Annotated in this window: 18 protein-coding genes; 1 reads left to right on the top strand and 17 read right to left on the bottom strand. The window is 68.7% G+C overall.

Annotated elements, in window-relative coordinates:
- The 11 genes from GTO19_RS00180 to pyrF all read right to left on the bottom strand — a co-directional run.
- Positions 1-1,024: AtzE family amidohydrolase (locus GTO19_RS00180; RefSeq protein WP_291016372.1), on the bottom strand; the 1,024-nt coding region annotated here is incomplete at its 3' end.
- A gap of 19 nt (positions 1,025-1,043) precedes the next feature.
- The gene (locus GTO19_RS00175; RefSeq protein ID WP_291016370.1) at positions 1,044-1,247 is read right to left on the bottom strand and encodes a DUF4089 domain-containing protein; all 204 of its coding nucleotides are present in this window, start codon (positions 1,245-1,247) and stop codon (positions 1,044-1,046) included.
- A gap of 9 nt (positions 1,248-1,256) precedes the next feature.
- The gene (locus tag GTO19_RS00170) at positions 1,257-2,078 is read right to left on the bottom strand and encodes an ABC transporter ATP-binding protein (RefSeq protein ID WP_291016368.1); all 822 of its coding nucleotides are present in this window, start codon (positions 2,076-2,078) and stop codon (positions 1,257-1,259) included.
- Positions 2,075-2,917, bottom strand: coding sequence for an ABC transporter permease (locus tag GTO19_RS00165; protein WP_291016365.1), 843 nt, complete (start codon positions 2,915-2,917; stop codon positions 2,075-2,077). The genes GTO19_RS00170 and GTO19_RS00165 overlap by 4 nt, the downstream gene beginning before the upstream one ends.
- Before the next feature lie 4 nt (positions 2,918-2,921).
- Positions 2,922-3,926 (bottom strand): ABC transporter substrate-binding protein, encoded by a 1,005-nt coding sequence (locus GTO19_RS00160; RefSeq protein ID WP_291016363.1) that lies wholly within the window; start codon positions 3,924-3,926, stop codon positions 2,922-2,924.
- A gap of 40 nt (positions 3,927-3,966) precedes the next feature.
- Positions 3,967-5,655 carry an allophanate hydrolase gene (gene atzF / locus GTO19_RS00155; RefSeq protein ID WP_291016361.1) on the bottom strand — a complete coding sequence of 563 codons (1,689 nt, stop codon included), beginning with the start codon at positions 5,653-5,655 and terminating at the stop codon, positions 3,967-3,969.
- A 401-nt stretch (positions 5,656-6,056) separates the two neighbouring features.
- Complete coding sequence (locus GTO19_RS00150) at positions 6,057-6,665, bottom strand: glutathione S-transferase family protein (RefSeq protein WP_291016359.1); 609 nt, start codon at positions 6,663-6,665, stop codon at positions 6,057-6,059.
- Positions 6,662-7,375, bottom strand: a complete 714-nt coding sequence (locus GTO19_RS00145) for a glutathione S-transferase N-terminal domain-containing protein (RefSeq protein WP_291016357.1) — start codon at positions 7,373-7,375, stop codon at positions 6,662-6,664. The genes GTO19_RS00150 and GTO19_RS00145 overlap by 4 nt, the downstream gene beginning before the upstream one ends.
- A gap of 76 nt (positions 7,376-7,451) precedes the next feature.
- A complete protein-coding gene (locus tag GTO19_RS00140) occupies positions 7,452-8,885 on the bottom strand; it encodes a DUF1501 domain-containing protein (protein ID WP_291016354.1) in 1,434 nt (477 codons plus the stop codon).
- 10 nt (positions 8,886-8,895) lie between these two features.
- On the bottom strand, positions 8,896-10,740 hold the full coding sequence (locus GTO19_RS00135) for a DUF1800 domain-containing protein (protein WP_291016352.1): 1,845 nt from the start codon (positions 10,738-10,740) through the stop codon (positions 8,896-8,898).
- A gap of 153 nt (positions 10,741-10,893) precedes the next feature.
- The gene (pyrF, locus tag GTO19_RS00130) at positions 10,894-11,736 is read right to left on the bottom strand and encodes an orotidine-5'-phosphate decarboxylase (protein ID WP_291016332.1); all 843 of its coding nucleotides are present in this window, start codon (positions 11,734-11,736) and stop codon (positions 10,894-10,896) included.
- 75 nt (positions 11,737-11,811) lie between these two features.
- Here pyrF and GTO19_RS00125 point away from each other — a divergent pair, with 75 nt between their 5' ends.
- Positions 11,812-12,738: an EamA family transporter gene (locus GTO19_RS00125; protein ID WP_291016330.1), complete on the top strand. Its 927-nt coding sequence runs from the start codon at positions 11,812-11,814 to the stop codon at positions 12,736-12,738.
- Here GTO19_RS00125 and GTO19_RS00120 read toward each other — a convergent pair.
- Genes GTO19_RS00120 through GTO19_RS00095 form a run of 6 tightly spaced genes read right to left on the bottom strand, consistent with a single transcriptional unit; the run spans position 12,718 to position 22,507 of the window.
- A complete protein-coding gene (locus GTO19_RS00120) occupies positions 12,718-13,446 on the bottom strand; it encodes an SGNH/GDSL hydrolase family protein (protein WP_291016328.1) in 729 nt (242 codons plus the stop codon). The genes GTO19_RS00125 and GTO19_RS00120 overlap by 21 nt on opposite strands.
- Positions 13,439-14,557 carry a hypothetical protein gene (locus tag GTO19_RS00115; RefSeq protein ID WP_291016325.1) on the bottom strand — a complete coding sequence of 373 codons (1,119 nt, stop codon included), beginning with the start codon at positions 14,555-14,557 and terminating at the stop codon, positions 13,439-13,441. Before GTO19_RS00115 ends, GTO19_RS00120 begins: the two co-directional genes overlap by 8 nt.
- Positions 14,550-15,530, bottom strand: a complete 981-nt coding sequence (locus GTO19_RS00110) for a hypothetical protein (RefSeq protein ID WP_291016323.1) — start codon at positions 15,528-15,530, stop codon at positions 14,550-14,552. The genes GTO19_RS00115 and GTO19_RS00110 overlap by 8 nt, the downstream gene beginning before the upstream one ends.
- Before the next feature lie 35 nt (positions 15,531-15,565).
- Positions 15,566-16,558 carry a glycosyltransferase gene (locus GTO19_RS00105; protein ID WP_291016319.1) on the bottom strand — a complete coding sequence of 331 codons (993 nt, stop codon included), beginning with the start codon at positions 16,556-16,558 and terminating at the stop codon, positions 15,566-15,568.
- A gap of 11 nt (positions 16,559-16,569) precedes the next feature.
- Entirely contained in the window at positions 16,570-18,273 is a 1,704-nt protein-coding gene (locus tag GTO19_RS00100) for a DUF6270 domain-containing protein (RefSeq protein ID WP_291016316.1), read from the bottom strand.
- Positions 18,266-22,507: a glycosyltransferase gene (locus GTO19_RS00095; protein WP_291016313.1), complete on the bottom strand. Its 4,242-nt coding sequence runs from the start codon at positions 22,505-22,507 to the stop codon at positions 18,266-18,268. The genes GTO19_RS00100 and GTO19_RS00095 overlap by 8 nt, the downstream gene beginning before the upstream one ends.
- Positions 22,508-22,511 lie beyond the last annotated feature (4 nt).

The following is a 22,511-nucleotide window of genomic DNA, read 5'->3' as shown; positions in this document are numbered from 1 at the left end:
AACGGTCCACCGACAGCGGCTCGAAGTCGTCCATGCGCTCGCGCAGCCGCTGCAGGTGCAGGGCGCCGCCCTCGCTGGCGGTGGTGATGAACGCGGCGGCGCGGGCTTCGGCCGCATCGGGCCATTGCACCGTGTCGCGCGCGCCCAGCGCAGCGGCGGCCAGGGCCACGGCCTCGCGCGCGGCCTCACCGGCGAAATCGGCGAAGTAGCCACCGAGCACGCCGACGCGCAGGCCCTGCGCGCCCTGGTCGAGACCGCGCAGCGTGGGCTGCACCGTGGTGGCGAAGCAGCCGGGGTCCTGCGGGTCGGCGCCCTGCAGGGCGTCGTAGGCCAGAGCCAGTCCCGCGAGGTCGTCCGCGAAGGGGCCGAGGTGGTCGATGTTGGCGACGAAGGGGAAGCTGCCGCGCCGCGACAGGCGCCCGAAGCTGGGCTTGAGTCCCCACACGCCGCAGAAGGACGAGGGCACGCGGATGGAGCCATTGGTGTCCGAGCCCAGCGCCAGCGGCACCTGGTGGGCCGCCACGGCGGCGCCCGAGCCGCCCGAGGAGCCGCCCGCGCTGTGGCCGTGCCGGTGCGGGTTGTGCGTGGCCCCGTGGTGGCTGTTCTCGGTGGTGAAGCCGTAGGCGTACTCGTCCATGTTGAGCGAGCCCACCAGCACCGCGCCGGCGGCCTGCAGGCGCTGCACCAGCACCGCGTCCTCGCGCGCCGGCGGGTTCCTTCGGTTCACCTTCGAGCCGGCCAGTGTGACCTCGCCCGCGATGTCGAACAGGTTCTTCACCGCAAAGGGCACACCGGCCAGCGGGCCCGGCGGTTCGCCGCGCGCGCGCGACGCATCGATGCGTGCGGCCTGCTCGCGGGCCGCCGCGAAGCGCCTGCCGGTGAAGGCGTTGATGCGCGGCTCGGTGGCCTCGATGCGCGCGATGCGGGCCTCCAGGGCCTCGCTCGCGCTCAGTTGCCCGGCGGCGATGGCGCGCGCGGTCTGGCTCAGCGTGGGCATTGGCGCGGAGGCGGTGGTGGTGGTCATGGTGTTCGTCGCGCCTCGGTCATGCCTTCGCGGGGAAGGGCGCGGGGCAATAGACCTCGGCCGGTTCGGCGTCGTCGTCCAGCGGATAGGCCTGCAACAGCGCCGCCATGGCGGCGGTGCGCTGCAGGTGCGTGGCCACGCGCGCGGCGCGTGCCGCTTCCAGTGGCAGTTCCAGCGCCACGGCGGCGGCCTGCACGTAGGCCAGGGTCTGGTCTTCGTTCATCGCCGCCCCTCACCGCCGGACCTCGCGCTGGAAGATCTCCAGGCTGCGCTTCTTGGCCGCGACGAAGCTCGGCTCCGACAACGTGGCGGTGGTGCGCGGGCGCGGGTCCTCGTAGCGCAGGATCTCGGCCACCTTGGTGGGCCGCTTGGTCAGCAGCAGCACCTGGTCGGCCAGGTACACGGCTTCTTCCAGGTCGTGCGAGACCAGCACCATGGTGGTCCCGGTCTGCATGAAGACCTCTTGCAGCTTCTCCCGGATGAACAGGGTCATCTCGAAGTCCAGCGCGGAGAACGGCTCGTCGAGGAACAGCACCTCGGGGCGCGGCGCGAGCGCGCGCATGATGGACGCCGTCTGCTGCTGCCCGCCCGAGAGTTCGTAGGGGTAGCGGTTGAGGTCGAACTTGACGTCGAAAGAGGCCACCAGCTCGGCCATGCGCCGGTCCACCTCGGCCTTGCTCTTGCCTTCCAGCTTGAGCGGGTAGGCGATGTTGTCGATGGTGCGCATCCACGGGAACATCGCTTCGCGGTAGTTCTGGAACACGTAGCCGATCCTGGTGTCCTTGAGCGACTTGCCGTCGAACAGGATCTCGCCGCTGTCGATCGGGATCAGGCCCGCGATCATGTTGATCAGCGTGCTTTTGCCGCAGCCGTTGGGGCCGAAGACCGAGACGATGCGGTGCTTGGGAATGTCGAGGTCGAAGTTCTCGTACAGCGGCCAGCCCGCGAAGTACTTGGTGAGGCCGCGGATGGTGATGTGCGTGCCGGCCGGCCCGGGCTTGAACTCGGGCACGGGCACGTCGGCGAAGACGGGGGCGTTCAGTACGGCATTCATCGACCACTCCAGTGCACGATGCGGCGTTCGATGACCAGGAAAAGCACGTTGAGCGCATAGCCCAGCGCGCCGGCGGCGAGGATGGAGGCGTACATGTCCTTCACGTTCATCACCTGTTGCGAGTTGATGATGCGGTTGCCCAGGCCGCTGTCGGCGCCGATGAACATCTCGGCCACGATCACGATGACCAGCGCCATCGACACCGCCGAGCGCAGGCCCACGAAGCTGGGCTGCAGGCTTTCCCACACCAGCACGTCGCGGAACACCTGCCAGCGCGTGGCGCCCATCACCCTGGCCGCCATCACCCGCTGCTTGCGCGCGTTGATGACGCCGTAGGCGCTGTTGAACACCACGATGAGCAGGGCGCCGAAGGCCGCGATGGCGACCTTGTTGATGTCGGAGACGCCGAAGATCATCAGGAACAGCGGGATCAGCGCCGACGAGGGCGTGGAGCGGAAGAAGTCGATGAGGAACTCCACGCTGCGGTAGGCCTTCTCGGTGCTGCCGAGCACGATGCCCAGGGGCATGCCCACCGCGGCCGCGATCAGGAAGGCCTGTACCGTGCGCCACACCGTGACACCGAAATCGGCCAGCAGCGGGCCGCCGGCCAGACCACCGATCAGAGTGCCCAGCGCGTCCAGCGGCGGTGGCAGCAGGATAGGCTTGATGAAGCCCAGCCGCACCACCAGGTCCCAGACGATGAAAAGCACGATGGGGCCCACGAAGGGCAAGGCCTTGCCCCAGTCGGTCTTCTTCGGTGGCGTGGGCGCACCGCTCGATGCCGGCGGGCTCCAGGGTTTGCTGGCCGCTTCGGCGACCACGGGCGGCGTGGTGCTCATGGCGTCAGCCTTTGTAGAGCATGCTGTCGACCATCAGGCGCGAGCTGAAGATCCCCTTTTCGCTGAAGAGGTCGAAGAACTTCTGGAAGTGCGCCACGTCGGCCGGCGTGAACTCGTTGTACATGGTGTACGCGGCCAGCGGCACCTCGCCGGTGAGCGCGCCCTCGATGGCGGTGTAGCCCTTGAGGTACTGGCGCGCTTCGGTGGCCTTGGTGCGCACGTAGTTGACGCCCCTGCCGTAGGCCGCGACGAATTTCTTCGCGGCCTCGGGGTTCTTCTTGATGAAGTCGGACGAGAGCGAGGCCGAGCCACCGAACCACGGCGCGTTGGGATCGCCCAGCACGTAGTGCGCGATCACGCCGGCTTCGAGCACGCGCGTGGTGCCGTTCATGCGGCCGATGGTGCCTGTGGGTTCCAGCGTGTAGGCCCCGTCGACCTGGCCCGCCGCGAGCGCGGCCACGTGTTGGCCGATGGGCAACTCGACGACGGTGGCGCCGGTGGCGCCGCTGCGTTCCAGCACGGTCTTGGCCAGGGTGACGTTCTGGATGCCGGGGCCCGAGGCGATGCGCTTGCCTTTGAGGTCGGCCAGCGCCTTGGCCGGGCTGGCCACGGGCACGATGATTTCGTCGAGCACGTTCTTCGCGTTGCTCGGGTTGGAGCAGAAGATCTTGAAGGTGCCCGGCTGTGCGATCTCGCCGATGGCGATGTTGGCCGAGCCGGTGCCATTGGCCGTGCCGTCGGCGCGGCCCGAGAGCACGGCCTCCATCACCTGCTGCGCGCCGGCGAACTTGAGCGGCTCGACGTCCAGGCCGGCCTCCTTGAAGTAGCCCAGCTCGACGGCCGAGTAGAACGGCAGGCCGGCGGCGATGGGCCAGTAGCCGACGCGGACCTTGGGACCGGTTTGCGCGCGCACGGCGGGAGCGCCGAGCGCGCCCAGCACGGCGGCGGTGGCGCCCAGTTGAAGCACCTGGCGGCGGCGGGGAGCGGGGGCGCGGGGGAGGGTGGTCATGAAGAACTCCTGCGGTGGGATGGAGGAAGGGCGAAAGGGGTCAGGCGTTGAGTGCGGTGGCCGGCCGGCTGGCCTGTGCCAGGTAGGCGCGCCAGCCGCCGTGCGGCGTGATGTCGAGCGCGCCCAGCGTGGCGGCGTGTTCGCAGACGAAGCCCTGCACGCGCTCGCCGTCGGCGAGTTCCAGGCTGCCGATCCCCAACGGCGCGGGAATGAGCGCGACGAAGCCGCCGTAGTGGCGCAGCGGCATGTCCCACACCTCCACGGCGATCGGTGCGCCCTGGCCGGGCGCGACGCGCAGCAGGCCCGGCTTGGGCGGCGTGGTGCCGGGCAGGGCGAAGAAGCGGTAGTCGGCGCTGGTGGTGGTGGTGCGCAGCAGGCGGCCCTCGCGCTCGGTGAGTTGACTGTTGAGCGGCATGCCGCTGAGGTGCGCGCCGACCACGGCCACGCGCACGCGCGCTTCTTCCTGCAGCGGCAACACCTCGGGTGGGGGCAGCGCCTCGCCCGTCGCGCCTTGCGTGAGGCCGCTGGCGTGGTGCAGGCGCTGGCCGAGTTCGATCAGCGCCCAGTCCATGCCGGCCGGGGCGATCAATGTCACGCCGAAGGGCAGGCCATCGGCGCGCAGGCTGGTGGGTACGGAGAGGGCCGCGTAGTCGAGCAGGTTGACGAAGTTGGTGTAGGCGCCCAGGCGCCGGTTGAGTGCCACGGGGTCGGCCTGCATGTCGGCGATGGACGCGTGCATGGGCATGGTGGGCACGACCATCAGGTCCATGCCCTTCCAGGCCGCGCGGGCGCGTTGCGACAGGGCCTGCAGCTTCACCTGTGCGTCGCACCAGTCGGCGGCGGAATAGGCGCGGCCGCGGCCGACGATGCCGCGCACGGGCTCGATCACATCGGCCTCGTGTTCGTCGAAGAAGCGCCGGATGGCGGCATAACGCTCGGCCACGAGCGCGCTTTCATAGAGCAGGTCGGCGATCTCGGCGAAGGCTTGGTAGTGGAAGGTGACGGGCGTGCCGCCCTGCGCCTTGAGCTGTTCGATGGCCTGCTCGAAGGCGGCGCGGCTGGGGGCGTCGCAGGCGCTCAGGTCGTCGGGCACGCCGAAGCGGAAGCCGGCCGGCCAAGGCCGGGTCACCAGGGGCAATTCGCGGGAGTAGGGGTCTTGCGGGTCGTGGTCGATGGCTTGCGCGAACACGCGCGCGGCCAGGCCCACGGTGCGGGCGAAGATGGAGACGCAGTCGAGGCTTTGCGCGGCGGGCAGCACGCCGTGGGCGCTGATGAGGCCGCGCGAGGGCTTGAGGCCGACGATGTTGTTGAGGCCGGCGGGGACGCGGCCGGAGCCGGCGGTGTCGGTGCCGAGGGCGAAGTCGACCTCGCCGCGGGCGACGACGGCGGCGGAGCCGGAGCTGGAGCCGCCAGAGACGAGGCTGGGGTTGAAGGCGTTGGGGACGGGGCCGTAGGGGGAGCGGGTGCCGTTGAGGCCGCAGGCAAACTGGTCGAGGTTGGTTTTGCCTTCGAGGGTGGCACCAGCATCGAGCAGGCGTTGCACCACGGTGGCGTGCGCGGTGGGGGTGCGGGCGAAGGCGGGGCAGGCGGCGGTGGTGGGCCAGCCTTGCACGTCGATGTTGTCCTTGACGGCGAAACGCAGGGCCCGGAGGGGGCCTTCTTCCCTCGTGCGCAGCGGTTCACTGGGGCGGTGGAGCCACGCGGGGTCTTTGGATTCGACTTGCACCATGTTGAAACATCCCATCTTGGATACAAGATGTGATGCAAGTCTGATGCCAGGTTTTTGTTGGGTGTTGGCGTTCCCCTTTTTCTCCGGCCGGTCCGGTCGTCGGCGCTCGGGTGTCCGGCTCCGCGACTGTCCCCCGGAACGGAGCGCTGGCGCGCTCCTTTCCTCCTCCTTTATGTCGCTACGCCGGACACCCGATCACCGACGACCTCGTTGCACTCGGTCTGTTGGCTCGCCAACGGGTCTGTGGCTCGCGGACNNGCTTCTTCGGCTCGCGGACGCTGGGTGCCCTGCGTAGCGAAATAAAGGAGGAGCCAAGGGCGCAGCCCTTGGCGGGGGACATTCGCGGAGCAGGGCACCCAGTGGCCGCGAGCTTCGCGAGGTGCAACGAGCGAAGTGAAGCGCTAAGCGAACCGCTCAGCCACCCTGTCTCGCCAGTCTTGCAGCGCCGACAAGCCCTGCTCACCGGGCTTGAACTTGAGCAGCCGCGCGAATTCGATGGTGCAAAACGCCGTGATGTCCGCGATGGTGAAGCGCGCACCCGCCACCCAGGGCCGCCCTTGCAGCAGCGAATCGAGCCAGCGCAGGGTCTCCATCGCCTTCTCCTGCTGAGAAGCGCCGAAGTCGGGAAACTGCGGTTGCTCCAGCACCGCCAGCCCCGGGTGCTGGTGGCGGATCGCCTGCGCCAGTGGCAGGGTCACGTACCACTCCACGTGCCGGTCGGCCATCTCGATGAAGGCGCGCTCCTCGGCGTCGCGGCCCATCAGGTTGGGCTCGGGCTGCAGGCCCTCCAGGTAGGCGCAGATTGCACGCGACTCGCTCAGGATGCGGCCGTCGTCGAGTTCGAGCACGGGAATGCGCGCCATGGGGCTGCGCGAGAGCACCGGGTGGCTCTTGTGCTCGTGGGCGTTGATGTCCACCAGCACCTCCTCGATGCCCGTCATGCCCTTTTCAGCGATGAACATCTGCACGCGGCGCGGGTTGGGCGCGCGTTCGGACACGTAGAGCTTCATCGCTGGTCTCCCTTCAGGCTCTGGCCGGTTTCCATGAGCTTGCGCGCGTCTTCCGAGAAGCGCCGGGCCGCTTCGTCGCCGTCGCGCGTGAGGTCCACCTTCGACGGCGGCATCTCGATGCCACGCTGCACCGCGGGCCGCGCGCGGATGGCGTCGCGCCAGCGTTTGAGGTGGGGCAGGTCGTCGATGTCCACGCCGGACCAGCGGTGCGTGCGCACCCAGGCCCAGTTGGCGATGTCGGCAATGGAGTAGTCGCCAGCCAGGTACTCGTGGTCCTTCAGGTGCGTGTCGAGCACACGGAACAGGCGTTTGGTCTCGCCCTGGTAGCGGTCGATCGCCGCCGGGATCTTCTCGGGGAAGTAGCGGAAGAACACGTTGGCCTGGCCCATCATCGGACCGATGCCGCCCATCTGGAACATCAGCCACTGCAGCACGCGCGAGCGGCCCTTGGCCTCGGTGGGCAGGAGCCGGCCGGTCTTCTCGGCCAGGTAGATCAGGATCGCGCCGGACTCGAACACGGCGAAGCCGCCGGCCTCGTGATCGACGATGGCCGGAATGCGGCCGTTGGGGTTGATGGCCAGGAAGTCGGGGCGCTTCTGCTCGCCGCTGGTGAGGTCGAGCACCTTGAGGGTGTAGGTCAGGCCCAGTTCCTCCAGCGCGATGGAGGCCTTGTGGCCGTTGGGCGTGGCGGCGGTGTAGAGATCGATCATGGGGCGCATGCTAGGGCGCCCCGCCGCGGTGCGTTGTCGCGCGCGCGAATGCCCCGGCCGGGGGGCCGGTGGTGGCTCAGGCCATGAAGCCCATGTCCACCGGGTAGTCCACGCCGCCGAAGTTGCCGATGTAGGGCAGCACCTGGCCGAGTTCGCCCGGGTCCACGCCGAACCAGCGCGCCAGTGTGGCCGCGTACTGGCTGACCGAGGTGCTGGGCAGCAGGCGGCCCTGGCCCACGTGCCACTGGTCGAAGCTGTCGACGTTGCTGTTGGTCACGCTCACGGGCGGCGCCTTGCCGTAGAAGGCCGCGCCACGCACGGCACCCCCCACCATCAGGTGGTGCGAGCCCCAGCCGTGGTCGGAGCCGTCGCCGTTGGAGGTGAGCGTGCGCCCGAAATCGGAGGCGGTGAAGGCGGTGACCTTGTCGGCCACGCCCAGGTCCACCGTCGCCTGGTGGAAGGCGGTGAGCGCGCTGCTGAGGCGTTCCATGTTGGTGGCCTGGCCGCCGAGCAGGTTGTCGTGCAGGTCGAAGCCACCGAGCGAGACGAAGAACACCTGGCGCTTGCTGCCGAGCTGGTTGCGCGCGGCGATCAGGCGCGCGACCAGCCGCAGCTGGCTGGCCAGGCCGTTGTTGGCAGGAAAGTTGGTGAAGGGCGCGCTGTTCGCGGGGAAGGCGTTGAGCGCGTTGGTGACCGCGCCTTCCGTGCCGTAGGCGCGCGCGGTGACGAGGTTGTATTCGTTCTCGAGTGCGTGGCCGCGCGTCTGCATGGCGATGTCGACGAGGGCCGCGCGCACCGCCGCGGAGCCGTACACGTTGCCGTTGAGGCAGTTGATGCGCACCGCGCCGTTGCTGCTGACCTGGTAGCTCAGCGCCTGGTCGCCGGAGAGGAAGACGGTGTTGCCCGCCACGGAGATGCAGCTGAGCACGCTGTTGGTGTTGTGCGAGCGCGCCAGGTCACCCACGTGGCCGCCCCAGCCGGTGGTGGTGCCTTCGGCGGCCGAGGTCATCCACACCGATTGCTGGTCGTTGTGCGAGAACAGCTTGGGTGGGCGCGGGTAGGCGGCGCTGTTGCTGTTGTACTGCTGGCGCGTGAGCGGCACCACCAAGGGCCCGACGTTGAGCTGCACGGCGGCCGCGCCGGTGTTGAACAGATTGGCCAGGCCGGTCATGGACGGGTGCAGCGCGTACTGCTTGCCGTCGGGCAAGGGGACCGTGGGGTTGAGCGCCGTGGCCGCGAGATCGGCGCGCGGGATGGCGATGCCGCCGCGGATGGCCGTGTACTGCGCGTGGCTGGTGGCGTCGTAGTTGATGACGGTGTTGGCGTAGTCGTTGCCGCCAAAGAGGAAGACGCAGACCAGGGCCTTGTAGTCGGTGGCGTTGAAGGCCGCGGCCTCGCCGATGGCGGCGAGGTTCAGCACCGTGGGCAGGGCGGTGCCGGTGAAGGCGAGCTGGCCGGCGCGGCGCAGGAAGGCGCGGCGGGTGTGCCTGGCGGGATCGATGAAGTTCATGTGGCGTCCCTCACTTCTGGATCAGGTACTCGGGGCAGGCCATCACCATGAGCACGGCGGCCCAGACGCGGCGGTTCTTGGCGTCGGCGCTGCTCGATGCGGTGACGTTGGTGGCATTGAGCGCGTTGACCATGAGGGTTCGCGTGGCGCCGGAGATGCGCCCCGCGGCGAGCACGAGGTTGAGGTGGTCGACCAGCGCCGCGGCGTTCGTCACCAGGCCGAGCTCGCGTGAGTAGTTGGCCTTCACGTCGTAGGCGTAGTTGTTCCAGGCCGCGTAGGGCACGGCCGGGTTGGGGCAGTTGATGCCGCGCTCGATCACGCCCTGCATGAAGTTGAGGTAGCCGCCCACACTGGTTTCGTTGACGATCTGGAACTCGGGTGCGGTGGCGTTGCTGGCGGCCATGGCCGTGTTGGGCGGCACGTAGCCCGGGCGGAAGAAGTTGAAGACCGAGGGCGAGCGCAGCGGGCTCTGGCCGAGCTGGGTGCCGGCGTTGTCGAGTTCGAAGATCTTCCAGCTGCCGGCGGCGGAAGTGACGTTGAAGCTGCGCGCCCACTGCATGAAGCGCAGCATGGGCTCGCGCAGCTTGCCGTGGGTGTTGCTGGCCAGTGTGGCGCTGCCGCGTGCCTCGGCGTCGAGCAGGATGGCCACCAGAACGGTCTTCAGGTCGCCGCGCACGCCCTGTCCGTTGTTGTTGAACTTGCTGGCCACGCGCGCCACGTAGGCCGGGCTGGGGTTGCTCGTCACCAGGCGCTGGATCATCTGGCGTGCAAAGAACGGCCCGGTATTCGAGTGGTTGAACAGCCGGTCCAGCGCGATGCGCAGGGCCTCGCGGCCGGGCGTACCCGCCGGCACGGTGACGCCAAGGAAGCGCGCCTCCAGCGTGGAGTGGCGGCTTTCGCGCAGGCTCATCGGCTTGCGCGCGAAGGCGCGGGACTCGATGGTGTAGCTCTGCCCCGGTGGCGTGTGGCGCACGCCATCGGAGGTGTCGAAGTCCCAGCCGGTGAAGACGCGAGCGAGGTTGGTCACGTCGTCCTGGCCGTAGCTTTCGATGGGCCGGCCGCCGCTCATCTTCGGCGTGCCGTCGAGGTTGAGTTCGAGCAGGCCGATGGTGAAGAGCTGCATCACCTCGCGCGCGTAGTTCTCGTCGGGCACGCGGCCGGTGGACGGGTTCTCCTTCTGGTTGCCCTTGGTGTTGAGGAAGTAACCCATGGCCGGGTGCAGGGTCACGTCTTCCAGCAACTGGCGGAAGTTGCCGAAGGCGTTGCGCGTCAGCATGTCCCACCAGGAGGCGTAGGCGTGGCTGCGCCAGGTGAACTCGGCGGTGGCCAGGGAGCTGACGAAGATCTCCGACAGCGCGAGTGCGACGCGCTTGCGCATGGCCTCGCCGCCCGAGAGCAACTGGCTCCAGAGCATGAAATCGGCCGGGTAGTGGTTGAAGAAGTAGCTGTTGCTGTCGACCGCGCCGTAGCCGCGCGATTCCAGCCAGTCCCAGCCGCTCTGCGCGCGCGGCTGCTGGAACTGGCGGGCCAGCCACAACGGGTAGCCTTCGCCGCGGATGGCCGCGATTTCTTCTGGCGTGGAGGAGAACTGGGCCTGCTGAAGGAAGCGCGCCGCCTCGGTGTCGTTGGCCGCGGCAAGGTGCGTGTAGTCGCTGACCGGGAAGTCCACCACGGGAGCGAAGGGCGCATCGCCTCCACCACCGCCGCCATCGCCCCCACCGCCGCCGCCACAGGCCGCCAGTGCCGCTGCAGCCGCCGCCGTGGCCAAGGCCGCGCGCCCCTCGGGGCCCGCGGGTGTTTCCTCCCGCTCGATCACCGCTTCACCCGGCAGATCGTCGTGTTCGATCGTCGCCATGACCGTCCTCCATCCATTGGATGGGGCGCGAGTCTAGGCAGGCGATTGGCGCCGCCGATGACGCGTTTCGCTTGGTTACAGGGGGGTGTAGTGGCGTCGCCGCATCCGCCAAACGGATAACCGTACGGGGGTATCCGTCAAGCCGCCGGTCGGTCAGTTGCTGCGGGCCGCGTGCAGTTCGTCACGTGTTTTGAGGGCCGCGGCGCGCGCCGCCGCCGCGAAGTCGTCGCGCGGCGATGCGTAGAGGATGGCACGCGAGGAGTTCACGATGATCGAGCCCGTGATCGCCCCGCCCTGCGTGCGCAGGCCGGCGCGCACGGTGGCGGCGGCGTCGCCGCCCTGCGCGCCCACGCCGGGGATGAGCAGCGGCAGCGTGGGCGCGATCTCGCGCACGCGCGCGATCTCGGCCGGGTAGGTGGCGCCCACCACCAGGCCCAGCTGGCCGTTGAGGTTCCACGGCCCCTGTGCCAGGCGCGCGACGTGCTCGTACAGCAAGGGGTCACCGTCGACGGTGGACAGGCGCTGCGCCTGCAGGTCGTCCCCACCGGGGTTGGAGGTGCGGCACAGCAGGAAGGCGCCCTTGCCGTGGTGGCGCAGATAGGGCTCGACCGAGTCGAAACCCATGAAGGGCGAGAGCGTGACCGCGTCGGCGCCGTAGCGCTCGAAGGCCTCGATCGCGTACTGCTCGGCGGTGGCGCCGATGTCGCCGCGCTTGGCGTCGAGGATCACCGGCACCTTGGGCGCGGCGCGGCGCATGTGGGCGACCAGCTTTTCCAACTGGTCTTCGGCGCGGTGCGCGGCGAAGTAGGCGATCTGCGGCTTGAAGGCGCAGGCCAGGTCGGCGGTGGCGTCGACGATGGCGGCGCAGAAATCGAAGATGCGCCCGGCGTCGTTCTTCAGGTGCGCGGGAAACCTGGCGGGGTCTGGGTCCAGGCCCACGCACAGCAGGCTGGCGTTGTCGTGGGTGGCGGCCAGCAACTGGTCGATGAAGCTCATGGGCCGGGATTTTAGGTCGGGGACATTGGCCCCCTCCGACCAGGCGGTGGTTTGAACAATCGTACGATCGCTGGCATGCATTCGATCTCCCGCCAGCAACTGACCCTGCTCGTCCTGCTTACCCTGGTGTGGGGCATCAACTGGCCGATCATGAAGATCGGCATCACCGCCTACGAACCGCTCAGCTTCCGCGTGCTGAGCATGTGGATCGGCCTGCCAGTGCTGGCCGGGGTGCTGTGGTGGCGCAAGGCCCCGTTTCGCGTCGCGCGGGAGCACTGGGGCGAACTGGCCGGGCTCACGGTGACGAACATGCTGTTCTGGCACACGCTGGCGGTGCTGGCGATCCAGTCGCTGTCCAGTGGGCGCGCGGCCATCCTGGGCTACACCATGCCGGTGTTCTCGGCGATCGTGGGCGCGCTGTGGTTCGGCCAGCGGCTGCCGCTGCGTGCCTGGGGCGGCGTGGCGGCGGCGGCGCTGGGCGTGCTGCTGTTGTTGTGGCACGAGTTCGTTCGCCTGTCGGGCGCGCCGATGGGGGTGCTGATGATGCTGGTGGCCGCGGCCGTGTGGGCCCTGGGCACGCAGCAGATGCGACGCACCACGCTGCCCTACAACACGCTCACCATGGCCTTCTGGATGACCGTGCTGGCCACGCTGTGGATGAGCGTGCTGGCCTGGCTGTTCGAGCGCGAGGCCTGGGGCGTGACGCCGGGCCCGGTGGTGTGGGCGGCCATCGCCTACAACGCGCTGGGGGTGTTCGCCTTTGCGCAGGTGGCCTGGCTGGTGCTGGCGCGCGGCCTGCCGCCGATTGCCTCCACGCTGAGCGTGATGATGATTCCGGTGCTGGGTGTGTTCAGCGGCGCCTGGATGCTGGACGAGGTGCTGCACTGGCAGGACTGGGCGGCGGTGGCGCTGATCATGCTGGCGATCGCGGCGGTGCTGTGGCCGGGCAAGGCGCCTGCCACCGGGCAGCCGGCGGCGGCGTCAAGCCAGCCAGGGACGTAGCGAGGCGGCCAGCCAGCGCGCGTACGGCCGGCGCGCGTAGTGGTGGTCGGCCCGGCCGCGCCGGCGCCAGGCCGCGCGCACCGTGCCATCGGGGCCCAGGCTGGCGGCGCGGTCGTCCACGTGCGGCACGGCCAGGGTGGCGCAGGCCTGCGCCACCGCGTCATTGAAAGCCAGGGTGAGGGCGGTGCGCCGGGCCAGCGGTTGCGCCAGGGCCTTGCGCGTGGTGCCCGCGCCATCGCAGGGCTCGAAGTCATCGGGCAGCGTGGGCAGGGGCGCGGCCACCACGATGAGGCGGTGGCGGCTGGCGAGTTCGGTGATGAAGTGGGTGTAGCGCTGCACGGCCCGCTCCAGCAGTTGTTGCGGATCGGTGCCATCGCGCGCGGCGCAGGCCCAGATGGTGTAGCCGGTGTCGACCTCGCCGAGGTTGAGCACGACGTGGTCGTGCGCACCGCGCGCCAGGGCTTCATCGAAGCGCGTGCGGGCGCGCGTGGCCGAGCGTGGGTTGGACAGTCCGATCGCCGTGCCACCTGGCACGTAGACCACGTCGAAGCGCACGCGCGGCAAGGACCAGCGGAACCACCAGTGCTCGAACACGCGCACGTGGGAATCGCCGAGCACCAGCACGCGCCGCGCCGCCAGGGCGGCGCCACGCGCGGGCCACAGGCGGGCCAGGCGAGCCCGCCAGTCTTTCAGCGTGCACTCAGCCACTCGTCCATCCCTCCCACAGGGCATGGCCCTTTCGCCATTGCCGGGGCCACCAGCCGCGGCGCAGCCGCGCCAGGTGGCCGATGTCCTGCAGCGCGTCCCGTTCCGCCCGCAACTGATGCAGCACGGCCATGCAGGTGGTGTAGCCCCGCAGCGTCCAGTCCCAGTAGAGCGGGTGGCGCAGCAGCACGCCGGCGACCAGTTCATCCAGGCCGAGGGCGCGCTGGCGTCGTCGCAGCGCCGGCGCATCTTGCTCGGTGTCGGTGGTCAGGCCCCAGCCGGCATAGAAGGGCAGGCCGTGGGTGACCACGCGCTTGCCGCGCAGCAAGGCGTCGAAGCCTGTGAGGGAGGTCATGGTGTGCAACTCATCGCAGGCCTCGATGCAGCTCACCACGCCCAGCCTGGTTTCCACGTGGTCGGCCCAGCGCCGCGCCTGGGCCTCGGGCAGGCGGCCCAGGCGGTTGCCACTCGCGACGTCGGGATGCGGCTTGTACACGATCCATGCGTCGGGGCAGGCCTCGCGGGCGGCGGCCAGCAGCGCGGCGTTGCTTCGCACGCGGGTGCAGCCCAGGCGCACGGACGCGTCCTCCTCGACCTGGCCGGGCACCAGCACCACGCGCCGGCGCCCGCAGGGCCACTCGGCGCGGGTGCGTGGCTCGTGGTTGTATTTGCTGAGACCGTGCTCGACGATGAAGGCGCGCACGCGCGCGGCCTCGGCCAGTTCCTCCTGGGTGAAGCGAGCGGTCCGCAGCAGGGTTTCGAGCGTGCTGGGCGTTGCCGGGTCGATATACAGGCCCTGGGCATCGAGCACCAGGGAGCGTGGGCGGATGAGGTCGGAGCCCAGACCGACCGAGCGCAGGAAGCCGTCCTCGATGCGCACCAGCCCGGCGCCGCTGCGCCTCGCCAGTTCGGCCAGGCCGTTGGGGGGCGTGGCGCCCCAGGCGAGCAGGCGGTCGGCGGGCGTGGGCCCGAGGGCGGCGGCGGCGGCGGCGTCCGGCACGAAGCGCAGTTCACCCACGCAGGGCGACAGCATGGGGCGCAGGTGCGCCTGCTTCCAGCGCCGAAAGCCCACGGCGATGAGGCGCTCGCCGCGCCAGGGGAGGGCGTCAATCACTGCGGCGCTCCGGCCGGAAGCCGGCCATGCGGCGTTGGCGCGCCAGCCAGTCGATCGCGTCGAAGACAGTGCCGGGAGCGTGCGTCTCAGGGTTGAGGTAGCGCGCATACCGCAGATAGGCCGCGACGAACAGTTCATCCACGCTGCGCGCACGCGTGCGGCGCGGGCAGCGCAGCCGGTCCTGCGTGGCGCCCCAGCCGGCGTACCAGGGCATGCCGAAGCAACACACGGGCCGGTCGGCCAGCAAGGCTTCGAAGCCCAGGGTGGAGCTGACCACGTACACCGCGTCCATGTGCCTCAGCAGGCTCAAGGGTTCGATGGCCTGGCGCAGCACCACCAGGCGCTCACCGTCGCGCAGCCGTGCGTAGTGGCCCTCACGGCGACCGGCCAGCACCTGCGGGTGCGTTTTGACGTACACCGTGGCGTGGGGGTTGTCGGCCAGGGCCGCCACCAGCAGCTCGGTGAACGTGTGCTCGCTGGCGCCGCCCAGTGCGATGCTCAGATCGCCTCGGGTCTGATCCACCACCAGCACGCGCCGCCTGTCGTTGGGGCGCAAGAGCGGGCGTCCCAGCGCAGCCTGCACCCGCGCCATCGGCGGGGCGTGGTTGTACTTGCTCAGGCCGTGTTCGCGGATCAGCGCGCGGGCGCGCGCGGCGTCCTCGGCTGCGCCGCCACCGAGCAGGTCTTCCTCGCTGGCCAGCAAGCGCTCGAGGGCGCTGGGCCGTGTGCTGTCGTAGTGGATGCCCACATCGTCCAGCACCAGAGACAAGGGCGGGTGCTGCCGCCCGGGGTGGAAGGAGCGCAGAAAGCCGTCTTCCAGCGCGAGGAAAGGCCGGTCGCAGTCCGCCGCGACCCGCCGGGCGCGCCACGCATGCCGGCTGCGACCCCATCCCACGGTGGCGTCCAGCGCGCCGCGGGGCCACCACCAGCAAGGCACCACCTCGGCTTGCAGAAAGGCATCCAGCATGGGCATGCGCCTCAGCCCCCGGTTGAATACGCCCAGCCGCTTCATGCGATCAGCCGCTGGATCTGCTCGATGCGGTGGGCCCAGGTGTGGTGGCGACGGATGTATTCCGCGCCCGCGAGAGCCCGCTCGCGGTCGAGCCGGGACAGGCCATCCCGGTGCAGGCGTTCGAATACCGTGCGGCATTGCTCCTCGTCGTGCACCACTTCGCAGAAGTCGCGGAAATGGCGGTCCACCGACGGCGAAGGGTTGGTCACCGCCAGGCTGCCGCAGGCAATGATCTCGAGCAGCCGGCGCGAGAACATGGTGGGCGAGTCGTCCACCGTGTTGACGTTCAGCGACACCAGGTGCTGGCGGTAGATGTCCGCGGTGGCCTCGTGTGGCACCCTGGGCCGCACATCGAGCCAGGGCAGGGCGGGGAAGCGGTAGTCGGGGTTGCGGCGGTTCGAGTTGCGGTCGAACACCGTCAGGCCCAGGGGCTCGGCCGCCCGGAACATCCGGTTCTGCCACTCGCGGCGACGGGGGTGCACATGCTGGCTGTAGCTGCCGGCGAAACAGGCGCGCCGCTGAGTGGGGCCCCGCGGGTCGGGGTGGTGCAGGCCGGGGTCGATGGCAAAGGGCATCACCCCCAGCCTGACCTGCGGGCCCAGTCGCTCGCGGTAGCTAGGAAGGCAGTTCTCATCCACGGTCAGCACCACGTCGAACAGCGACGCGCTGTCGATGAACCGATCGAAATGCACCCCATCCTCCTTGTTCCAGAAGACGGTGGTGATGCCCGCCGAGCGGGCCTGCGACACGAGCGTTTGCAGCGATCGGTTGTTGCGGCGCGGGGCATCCGGATACGCCGCGATCCGGTAGCGCCAGTCGTCGTGGATGCCCCGCCAGGCGGACTCCACGAGCAACAGGTTCGCGTCGCACAAACGGGTGGCGCGCCACAGGCGAGGCGCACGGATGTAGCGCACCGGGAAGGCCCGGCGAAGCGAGGCGTGGGTCGGCTCGTCCGCCACGAGCGCGATGTGGATGCCAGCCGAGCGCACGGGCGCAGCGCTCAGGCGATGCGCGCCAGGAACTGCCGGGCCAGGGACCGGTAGTAGCGCTCATCGTAGTGATAAGGCGCAAAGGCCCACAGGTGCTTGCCTCCCGCCAGCAGAGTCCCCGGTTCCAGGCCGCCGATCGCCTCGAACGACACGCAGGAATTTTCAAGCGCCACCGATGCCTCGCGGATGATCTGGTTGTTCAGCTCGATGAGTTTGGCGAACGGCGATTCGGCGAAGCTGCGGATGGTGAGGTCCTTGTCCAGGTAACTGTCTGCCCATTGCGCGCGGTGCAGGAACACCGAAGAGCAGATGCCGTGCACCCGTTCGATAAACGGTTTGGCGGCCCACTGCCTCAGGTTCATGGCCGCCTCGCTCCAGGGGCGCATCACCGTGTGGTCGATGGCGGCCCGTTCGAAGGCCTTGACCATGGGGCCGCTGGCGGAGAACACCGAACCTTGGTGCTGGATCAGCCCCAGGCGCTCATCGATCAGATCGATCATGACGAGATCGGGTCGAGAGGCTTCAAGGCGATCCCACAGGGATTTGTCCAGGTCGTAGAGCGCTCGCTTGCTCTCGAAGCTGTCGTGCGGAATGCGCAGACGCGAATCCGTGCTGGGCAGGGACTGGGCCGACACGAGCGAGCTTCGAGCCGAGTAGAAGCACACCTCGAACGCGCCTAGGTTGGCCTTCTGCACTTCGAACAGATCCCGCGTGACGCAGGAACCGAGGATCGCTACCCGTACCTTGGCCTGGCCCCGTGCCACCGGATTGCTGCGCGTGGCGTGGCGTTCGAGCCGCCGCTTTCTGGCCAGCAGCAGTTCGAAGTCAAGCGTGGCAGCGCAGGGCGCCGCCTGGCCGTCCTGGGGGACCTGCGCTGCCTTGTGGAGTTGCTGGCGGACCAGCGAGAGTTGCTCAAGGTACTTGTGCGGCATGCCGACGGGTGCATCGATCAACGCACGCCGCAGCGCATCCACCCTCCGGTGGTCCAGGCCGAAGTGCCGCAGCAGGCCGTCGGATAGGTCGAGCTTCGATTCATCCTGCAGGATCCGGGCTCGGGCGCCGAAGTAGTAGGAGTCGCTCAACTGGTGCTTGGTGTAGAGGTACAAGGGCTCGCTGTCTTCAATGCCGATGTAGCGCACCGCGATGTTCTGCTTGTTCAAGGTCTCGCGGATCGTGTGGTGTGCATAGCTGGACACCACGAGGGGCGCGCCGCTGCCGCGTCGGTCGACCAGCGACAGGCCCAGCGCGAGGGTGTCGTACTCGACCGGACGCACGATGCCGTCCGTGGGCAGGTATTCGAGGCCGTTGCGCAGCGCGATGATGGAAACCTTCGCGCCATCGGGATCGGCCAGCGCTGCCTTCTGGATTCTGTCCACCGCGCCGACGTGCAGGCAGTCGTCGTCGTCGATGCGGCTGGTGATGAGCACCTGGCACGGCGTGGCGCGGGCGATCCGGTTGATGCTGATGATGATCCGGGAGTAGTCGTCCACCTCGTGCAGGACCAGGCCGGGAATGGCGTTCTTCAGATCTTCCAGGCGCATGCGATGGAGATTGGGCAGGCGCTGATCGATGAAGACGTGCCATTCGAAGTTCGGGTTGGTCTGCGCCGCAAGCGAGACGGCGACCGTGTGCTGCAGGATTTCCAGGCGATAGGTCAGCCACAGCTCGTCGGTGATGCCGACACCGAAATTGGTGAAGATGAGGTGTTTAAGCATGGGAGGGCTCCGGGGCCAGCAGGCGCATTTCGGCCTCGATGATTTGCGGCTTGCTGCGCGAGCGCTGGACGTTCAGGGGGGCCTGCGACGAAAGCCGGGCGAACAATCGCTCGTCCTTCACCAGGGACTCGATCGCGTCGGCCAGGTCGTCCGCCGATTCGGGCCGGCACAGCAGGCCGCAATCCTTGTCAACGAACTCCGGCACGGCGGCCACCGCGCTGGTGACGGCCACCAGCCCCGAGGCCATGGCTTCGTCCCGGGAGACGCCTTGGGTGTCCATGCGCGTGGGGCACAGGAACACGCCGTATTCCTTGTGCAGCGCCGCGATCTCGGCGTGGTTGAGGAAGCGTTGCTCGATGATGACGTTGCTGAACGACCTGAGTGGCGCCACCGTCGACTCGAACAACTTGCCGTCGCCGACAAGGCGGAATTCCAGGTCGCGGAAGATGGGCCGGGTTGACAGTTTGAGAATGGCCGCGACCGCCTGGTCGTTCGCGTAGGTGCGCGAGGTGTAGGGCCGGATCGAGAGGATCTTCTTGCGCTGTGCGGCCGGCTTGGGCTGGTAGCTGAAGAGCTCGGTGTCGATCGGGTTGTGAATGACGTGGTGAGCTTCACGCGGCAGTCGCAAGCCCAGGTCCTGCATGACTTCGTCGGCGAAGTGACGCGAGACGAAGACCAGCTTCAAGCGGGCCGGCGGCGGGTTGAGCAAGCCGCGCCAGAACGCCATTCGCACCTCGCTCTGAACCTTGGCGTCATGGCGCTCGGCGTCGGTCTCGTGGTTGAAATCGCGTCGGTGCCAAGGCTGGATCTCGGACCCGTGCACCCACACCGTGATGGGTATGCGGTCCACGTGGTGCTTGAGAACCTCCCACATGGCGGGTTCCAGGAAATGCACCAGAACGCTTTTGTAGCGGCCCGATTCCAGCAGTTTGTGCAGGGCCTCCTGCGAGCCGGTGATCACGTCCACGTCCTGGTACTCGTGGTGTGACAAGGCCTGGTCGGGACGCAGCCGGAACACGTCCACCGGCAGCCCGCGTTCGCGATACGCCAGGACGCGGCTGTGCACGAAGCCGTTGCGGTACAGGTCGTCGTAGGAGGCGTAGTGGTTGGTCACGAGGAGGTGTTCGGCGCGACCCAGCACGGTGGCGGGACGCAGCGTGCGGTGCCCCAGCACCAGGGCGTTGACGCAGGCCTCGCCGCTGCCGTAGACACGCAGGCCCAGGCGCACCCACTCGGTACCCGCCGGCACGGCGACTTCCTGGTTGCGGTTGGCGGCTTTCACCGCGCTGCTGATGCGCTGCTTCTGCGCGTCCAGGAACAGGACGACGAACTGCAGGTTGAGGCCGGGCGTGACATCGAGGTGAAACTTCAGCGGCCGCTCCGGCCCGAAGAAGTCGGGCTTGAGGTCGGACGCGGCGTACAGGTAGTCGTGTTTGCCGTCACCCAGTTGGGAAGCCACCGCCCAACCCTGGCCGGCCACCCGCAACTGATAGGCCTTGCCGCCGGGCGGTTTGAAATGCGCTGCCAGCTCGGCGCCGCTGAGCCGGGGCGCGCTGTCCATGGCCGCGGGCTCGGGCGGCAGGGTGTCGGCATGCGCCAGCAGCGCCGGCCAGTCCAGCCCCTCGTGCAGGCCCGGCAGATCGTTCACTGCGGCCGGCACCTGCGGCGCTTGGGCGCCGTTCCTGCAATAGTTGAACTCGTCCACCGCCAGCATGTCCGTCTGGACGAGCGTGCGCGTGTAGAGCGAGGTGAACCAGTCCCGCAGGCCGAGCCCGGACATGCCCTTGGCGTTCACCAGCGCGCAGCGCGCGGGCAGTTGCGCGGCCGGTCGGTACTGCGCACCGGCATCGATCAGACGCAGCCCGCTGCTCGGAGACCACAGGTGGTGAGCCGCCTTGCCGATGGCCTGGGCCGCGCTGTAGCGGGTGGCCAGCGCCAGATCCAGGGCGTAGTGAGGGCCGTGGTAGTCGTCGGGCACGATGCCGGCCACCCACGGGGAGACGCTTGCCAGGTCGTCCATCGAAAGTTCGTCCAGTTCGCGCATGCGCAAGGCGCGCACGCGCGGGCTGCGGGGCGGAAGGTGTTCGGCCGCGAAGTCGTCGGGCACCGCCAGCAGCAGTTGGCATTCGATACCCCGCTGGCGTTCGAAGCTGGCCAGCAGCGAAGCGAGCTGGTCCGGATTCTTGGCATAGCCGGTCAGTGTCACGCTGGGCAGCAGGCTGGCGGGTTCGTCGTCCTGCGTTCCGCGCGCCATTCGCACCACATAGGACAGGCGGTCCTGGTAGGTGTGGTCGCGCATCACCTTGCGCAGTCCGGCCAGGCGGAACTTGCGCTCGCTCACCGCATCGCCGCACAGGCGGCGCAGCCGGCGCACGATCTCGGGGCCGTTGTCGGTGGTCACCACGAGATCGCCGAACAGCAGGCGGATGCCGCGCGAGTAGTTGCTGACGGTGACGGTGTTCGAGGCCAACAGCTCGAACACGCGCCGAGCGAACATGCTTTGCGACTGTTTGATGGAGTTCAGGTTGATCGCATAGCGGTAGCCCTTGTAGGCGCGATCAATCTGATCGAAGGGCAGTGTGCCGACGATGAAGGGTTGGTAGTCCGGCGGGAACTGATAGTTCGGATCGTTCTTGCCGAAGTTGCGGTCGTAGATCTCCACCCGGCGGTAGTCGGGCAGGTGGGCCATGAAATTGCCCAGGTCGCGCGTGCGGTCGGGGTAGCGCACGTAGTAAGCGCCAGCGAAGCAGAAGGCGTCCTTGCGCTCGTACTTCTCGATCGGGTTCGATGCCGCCGGTTGGCAGGCGAACGGCAGCAGGTGCACGCGCTCATGTCCCAGCGCCGCCTTGTAGCGCGGGATGCAGTCGATGTCGGTCGTGAAGACGTGGTCGAACAGGCGGGCCGTGTTCAGGAAGGTCTCGAAATGGATGGGGTCTTCCTTGTTCCAGAACACCGTCGGGATCTGGCGCGAGCGGCACCACGCCAGAACAGCGGTGACCTCGTCGCTCAGATGGGCAACCTTGCTCCCCCACCGATCGTCCTTGCCGCGCCAAGCCGATTCGATGAACAGCAACTCAGGCTGGAAGCTGTCCAGTTCCCCTTGCCATTGGTCCACCGACAGCGACAGCAATTGACACTCGGGCGCGTACGAGCTGAAAGTGAACTCGTCCATGATGCACGCGACCCTGAGTGCCTTCAGCTGCGCGCCGGGTGTGTCGCTCGTGAAGGACAGCGTGGTGGCGAGCGGCTGGTGCGGTGGAGGGACGGTCTCCTTGAGCGGTGCATTCGTCGGGGGGGCGTTCAGGCGCGCCGAGAGCCGGCGTTCGCGGAGCGCCTGGGTGCTGCGTCGCCGCTGTGTCTCGCGGTACAGAGCCCAGAGTTCACTGGGCAAGGCCAGCAAGGCACTGAGCGAGCCGAAGCCGTGCAGAAGGGTGTAGCCGAGGCGAAAGGACGTCATGGCCCGGGTGCGGGTCACCTGATCCAGCGCGTTCAACCGGTCCTGCTCGGTGCGCTCCAGTTGCACGCGCAAGGCCCCCACGGCCTGGCGGTCCCGCTGGCTCTGGCTTTTGAGGCTGTCGATCTGCTGCAGGTGGCTCTGACGGTTGGCGCGTTCGAACGCCAAGTCATCCTGCAGACCTTGCCGGGCCTTCTCCGATGCCTGCCATTGCTGGTCCAGCAGCCTGCCGCGCTGCAGCTCCGCATCCAGTTGCGCTTCGCGGGCCGCCAGCAGGTGCCCCAGTGCCGCCGACTCGCCCTGCAGCTGCTCATGCAGGCGGCCCATCTGTTCCAGGTGCTGCTGGGTGACCGCATCCTTCTGCTGCAGCGCCTGCCACTGGGCTTGTAGGGACTTGTTCCGCGATTCCAGATGGGCCAGCCTCGTCAGGGCGTCTTCGAGCGCAGCCGTGGTTCGCGCCAGCTGGCCTTCGGTTGATTGAAGGCGTTGGTCGAGCAGGTCGCGAGCGATCTGGGAGCGCACCAGCGCCAACTCCAGGGCGTGCCGTTCGGCCCGAACCGCGTCCAGGGAGGCCTGCAGGCGTTTCAGGTCCGCTGTCCAGGCCGCTTGCATCGCATGTCCCTGGTCCACCGCGATGCTGAGTTCGCGGGTGAGCGCGGTGAGCGCCTTGTCTGTTTCCAGGGAACCGACCTGAAGCGAGCGGGCGTGTTCGGCCCGCTCGTTGCGGGGTGCGGAGGCGACCGCTTCGCTCGTCGGCGCGTGCTCAAGCAGGCGATCCACGGGA

The sequence above is a fragment of the Hydrogenophaga sp. genome, assembly GCF_011772445.1.
In the GTDB taxonomy this organism is placed as follows: Bacteria; Pseudomonadota; Gammaproteobacteria; order Burkholderiales; family Burkholderiaceae_C; genus Hydrogenophaga.
Note: the sequence above shows the minus strand (reverse complement) of the source record. Positions and strands in the feature narration are given on the sequence as shown.

Coding starts and splice junctions, on each gene's coding strand:
- atzF (WP_291016361.1), bottom strand. CDS start 5,655: ATGGTGCAAGTCGAATCCAAAGACCCCGCGTGGCTCCACCGCCCCAGT.
- GTO19_RS00165 (WP_291016365.1), bottom strand. CDS start 2,917: ATGAGCACCACGCCGCCCGTGGTCGCCGAAGCGGCCAGCAAACCCTGG.
- GTO19_RS00175 (WP_291016370.1), bottom strand. CDS start 1,247: ATGAACGAAGACCAGACCCTGGCCTACGTGCAGGCCGCCGCCGTGGCG.
- GTO19_RS00135 (WP_291016352.1), bottom strand. CDS start 10,740: ATGGCGACGATCGAACACGACGATCTGCCGGGTGAAGCGGTGATCGAG.
- GTO19_RS00110 (WP_291016323.1), bottom strand. CDS start 15,530: ATGCCCATGCTGGATGCCTTTCTGCAAGCCGAGGTGGTGCCTTGCTGG.
- GTO19_RS00145 (WP_291016357.1), bottom strand. CDS start 7,375: ATGATCGATCTCTACACCGCCGCCACGCCCAACGGCCACAAGGCCTCC.
- GTO19_RS00100 (WP_291016316.1), bottom strand. CDS start 18,273: ATGCTTAAACACCTCATCTTCACCAATTTCGGTGTCGGCATCACCGAC.
- GTO19_RS00150 (WP_291016359.1), bottom strand. CDS start 6,665: ATGAAGCTCTACGTGTCCGAACGCGCGCCCAACCCGCGCCGCGTGCAG.
- GTO19_RS00170 (WP_291016368.1), bottom strand. CDS start 2,078: ATGAATGCCGTACTGAACGCCCCCGTCTTCGCCGACGTGCCCGTGCCC.
- GTO19_RS00125 (WP_291016330.1), top strand. CDS start 11,812: ATGCATTCGATCTCCCGCCAGCAACTGACCCTGCTCGTCCTGCTTACC.
- GTO19_RS00160 (WP_291016363.1), bottom strand. CDS start 3,926: ATGACCACCCTCCCCCGCGCCCCCGCTCCCCGCCGCCGCCAGGTGCTT.
- GTO19_RS00140 (WP_291016354.1), bottom strand. CDS start 8,885: ATGAACTTCATCGATCCCGCCAGGCACACCCGCCGCGCCTTCCTGCGC.
- pyrF (WP_291016332.1), bottom strand. CDS start 11,736: ATGAGCTTCATCGACCAGTTGCTGGCCGCCACCCACGACAACGCCAGC.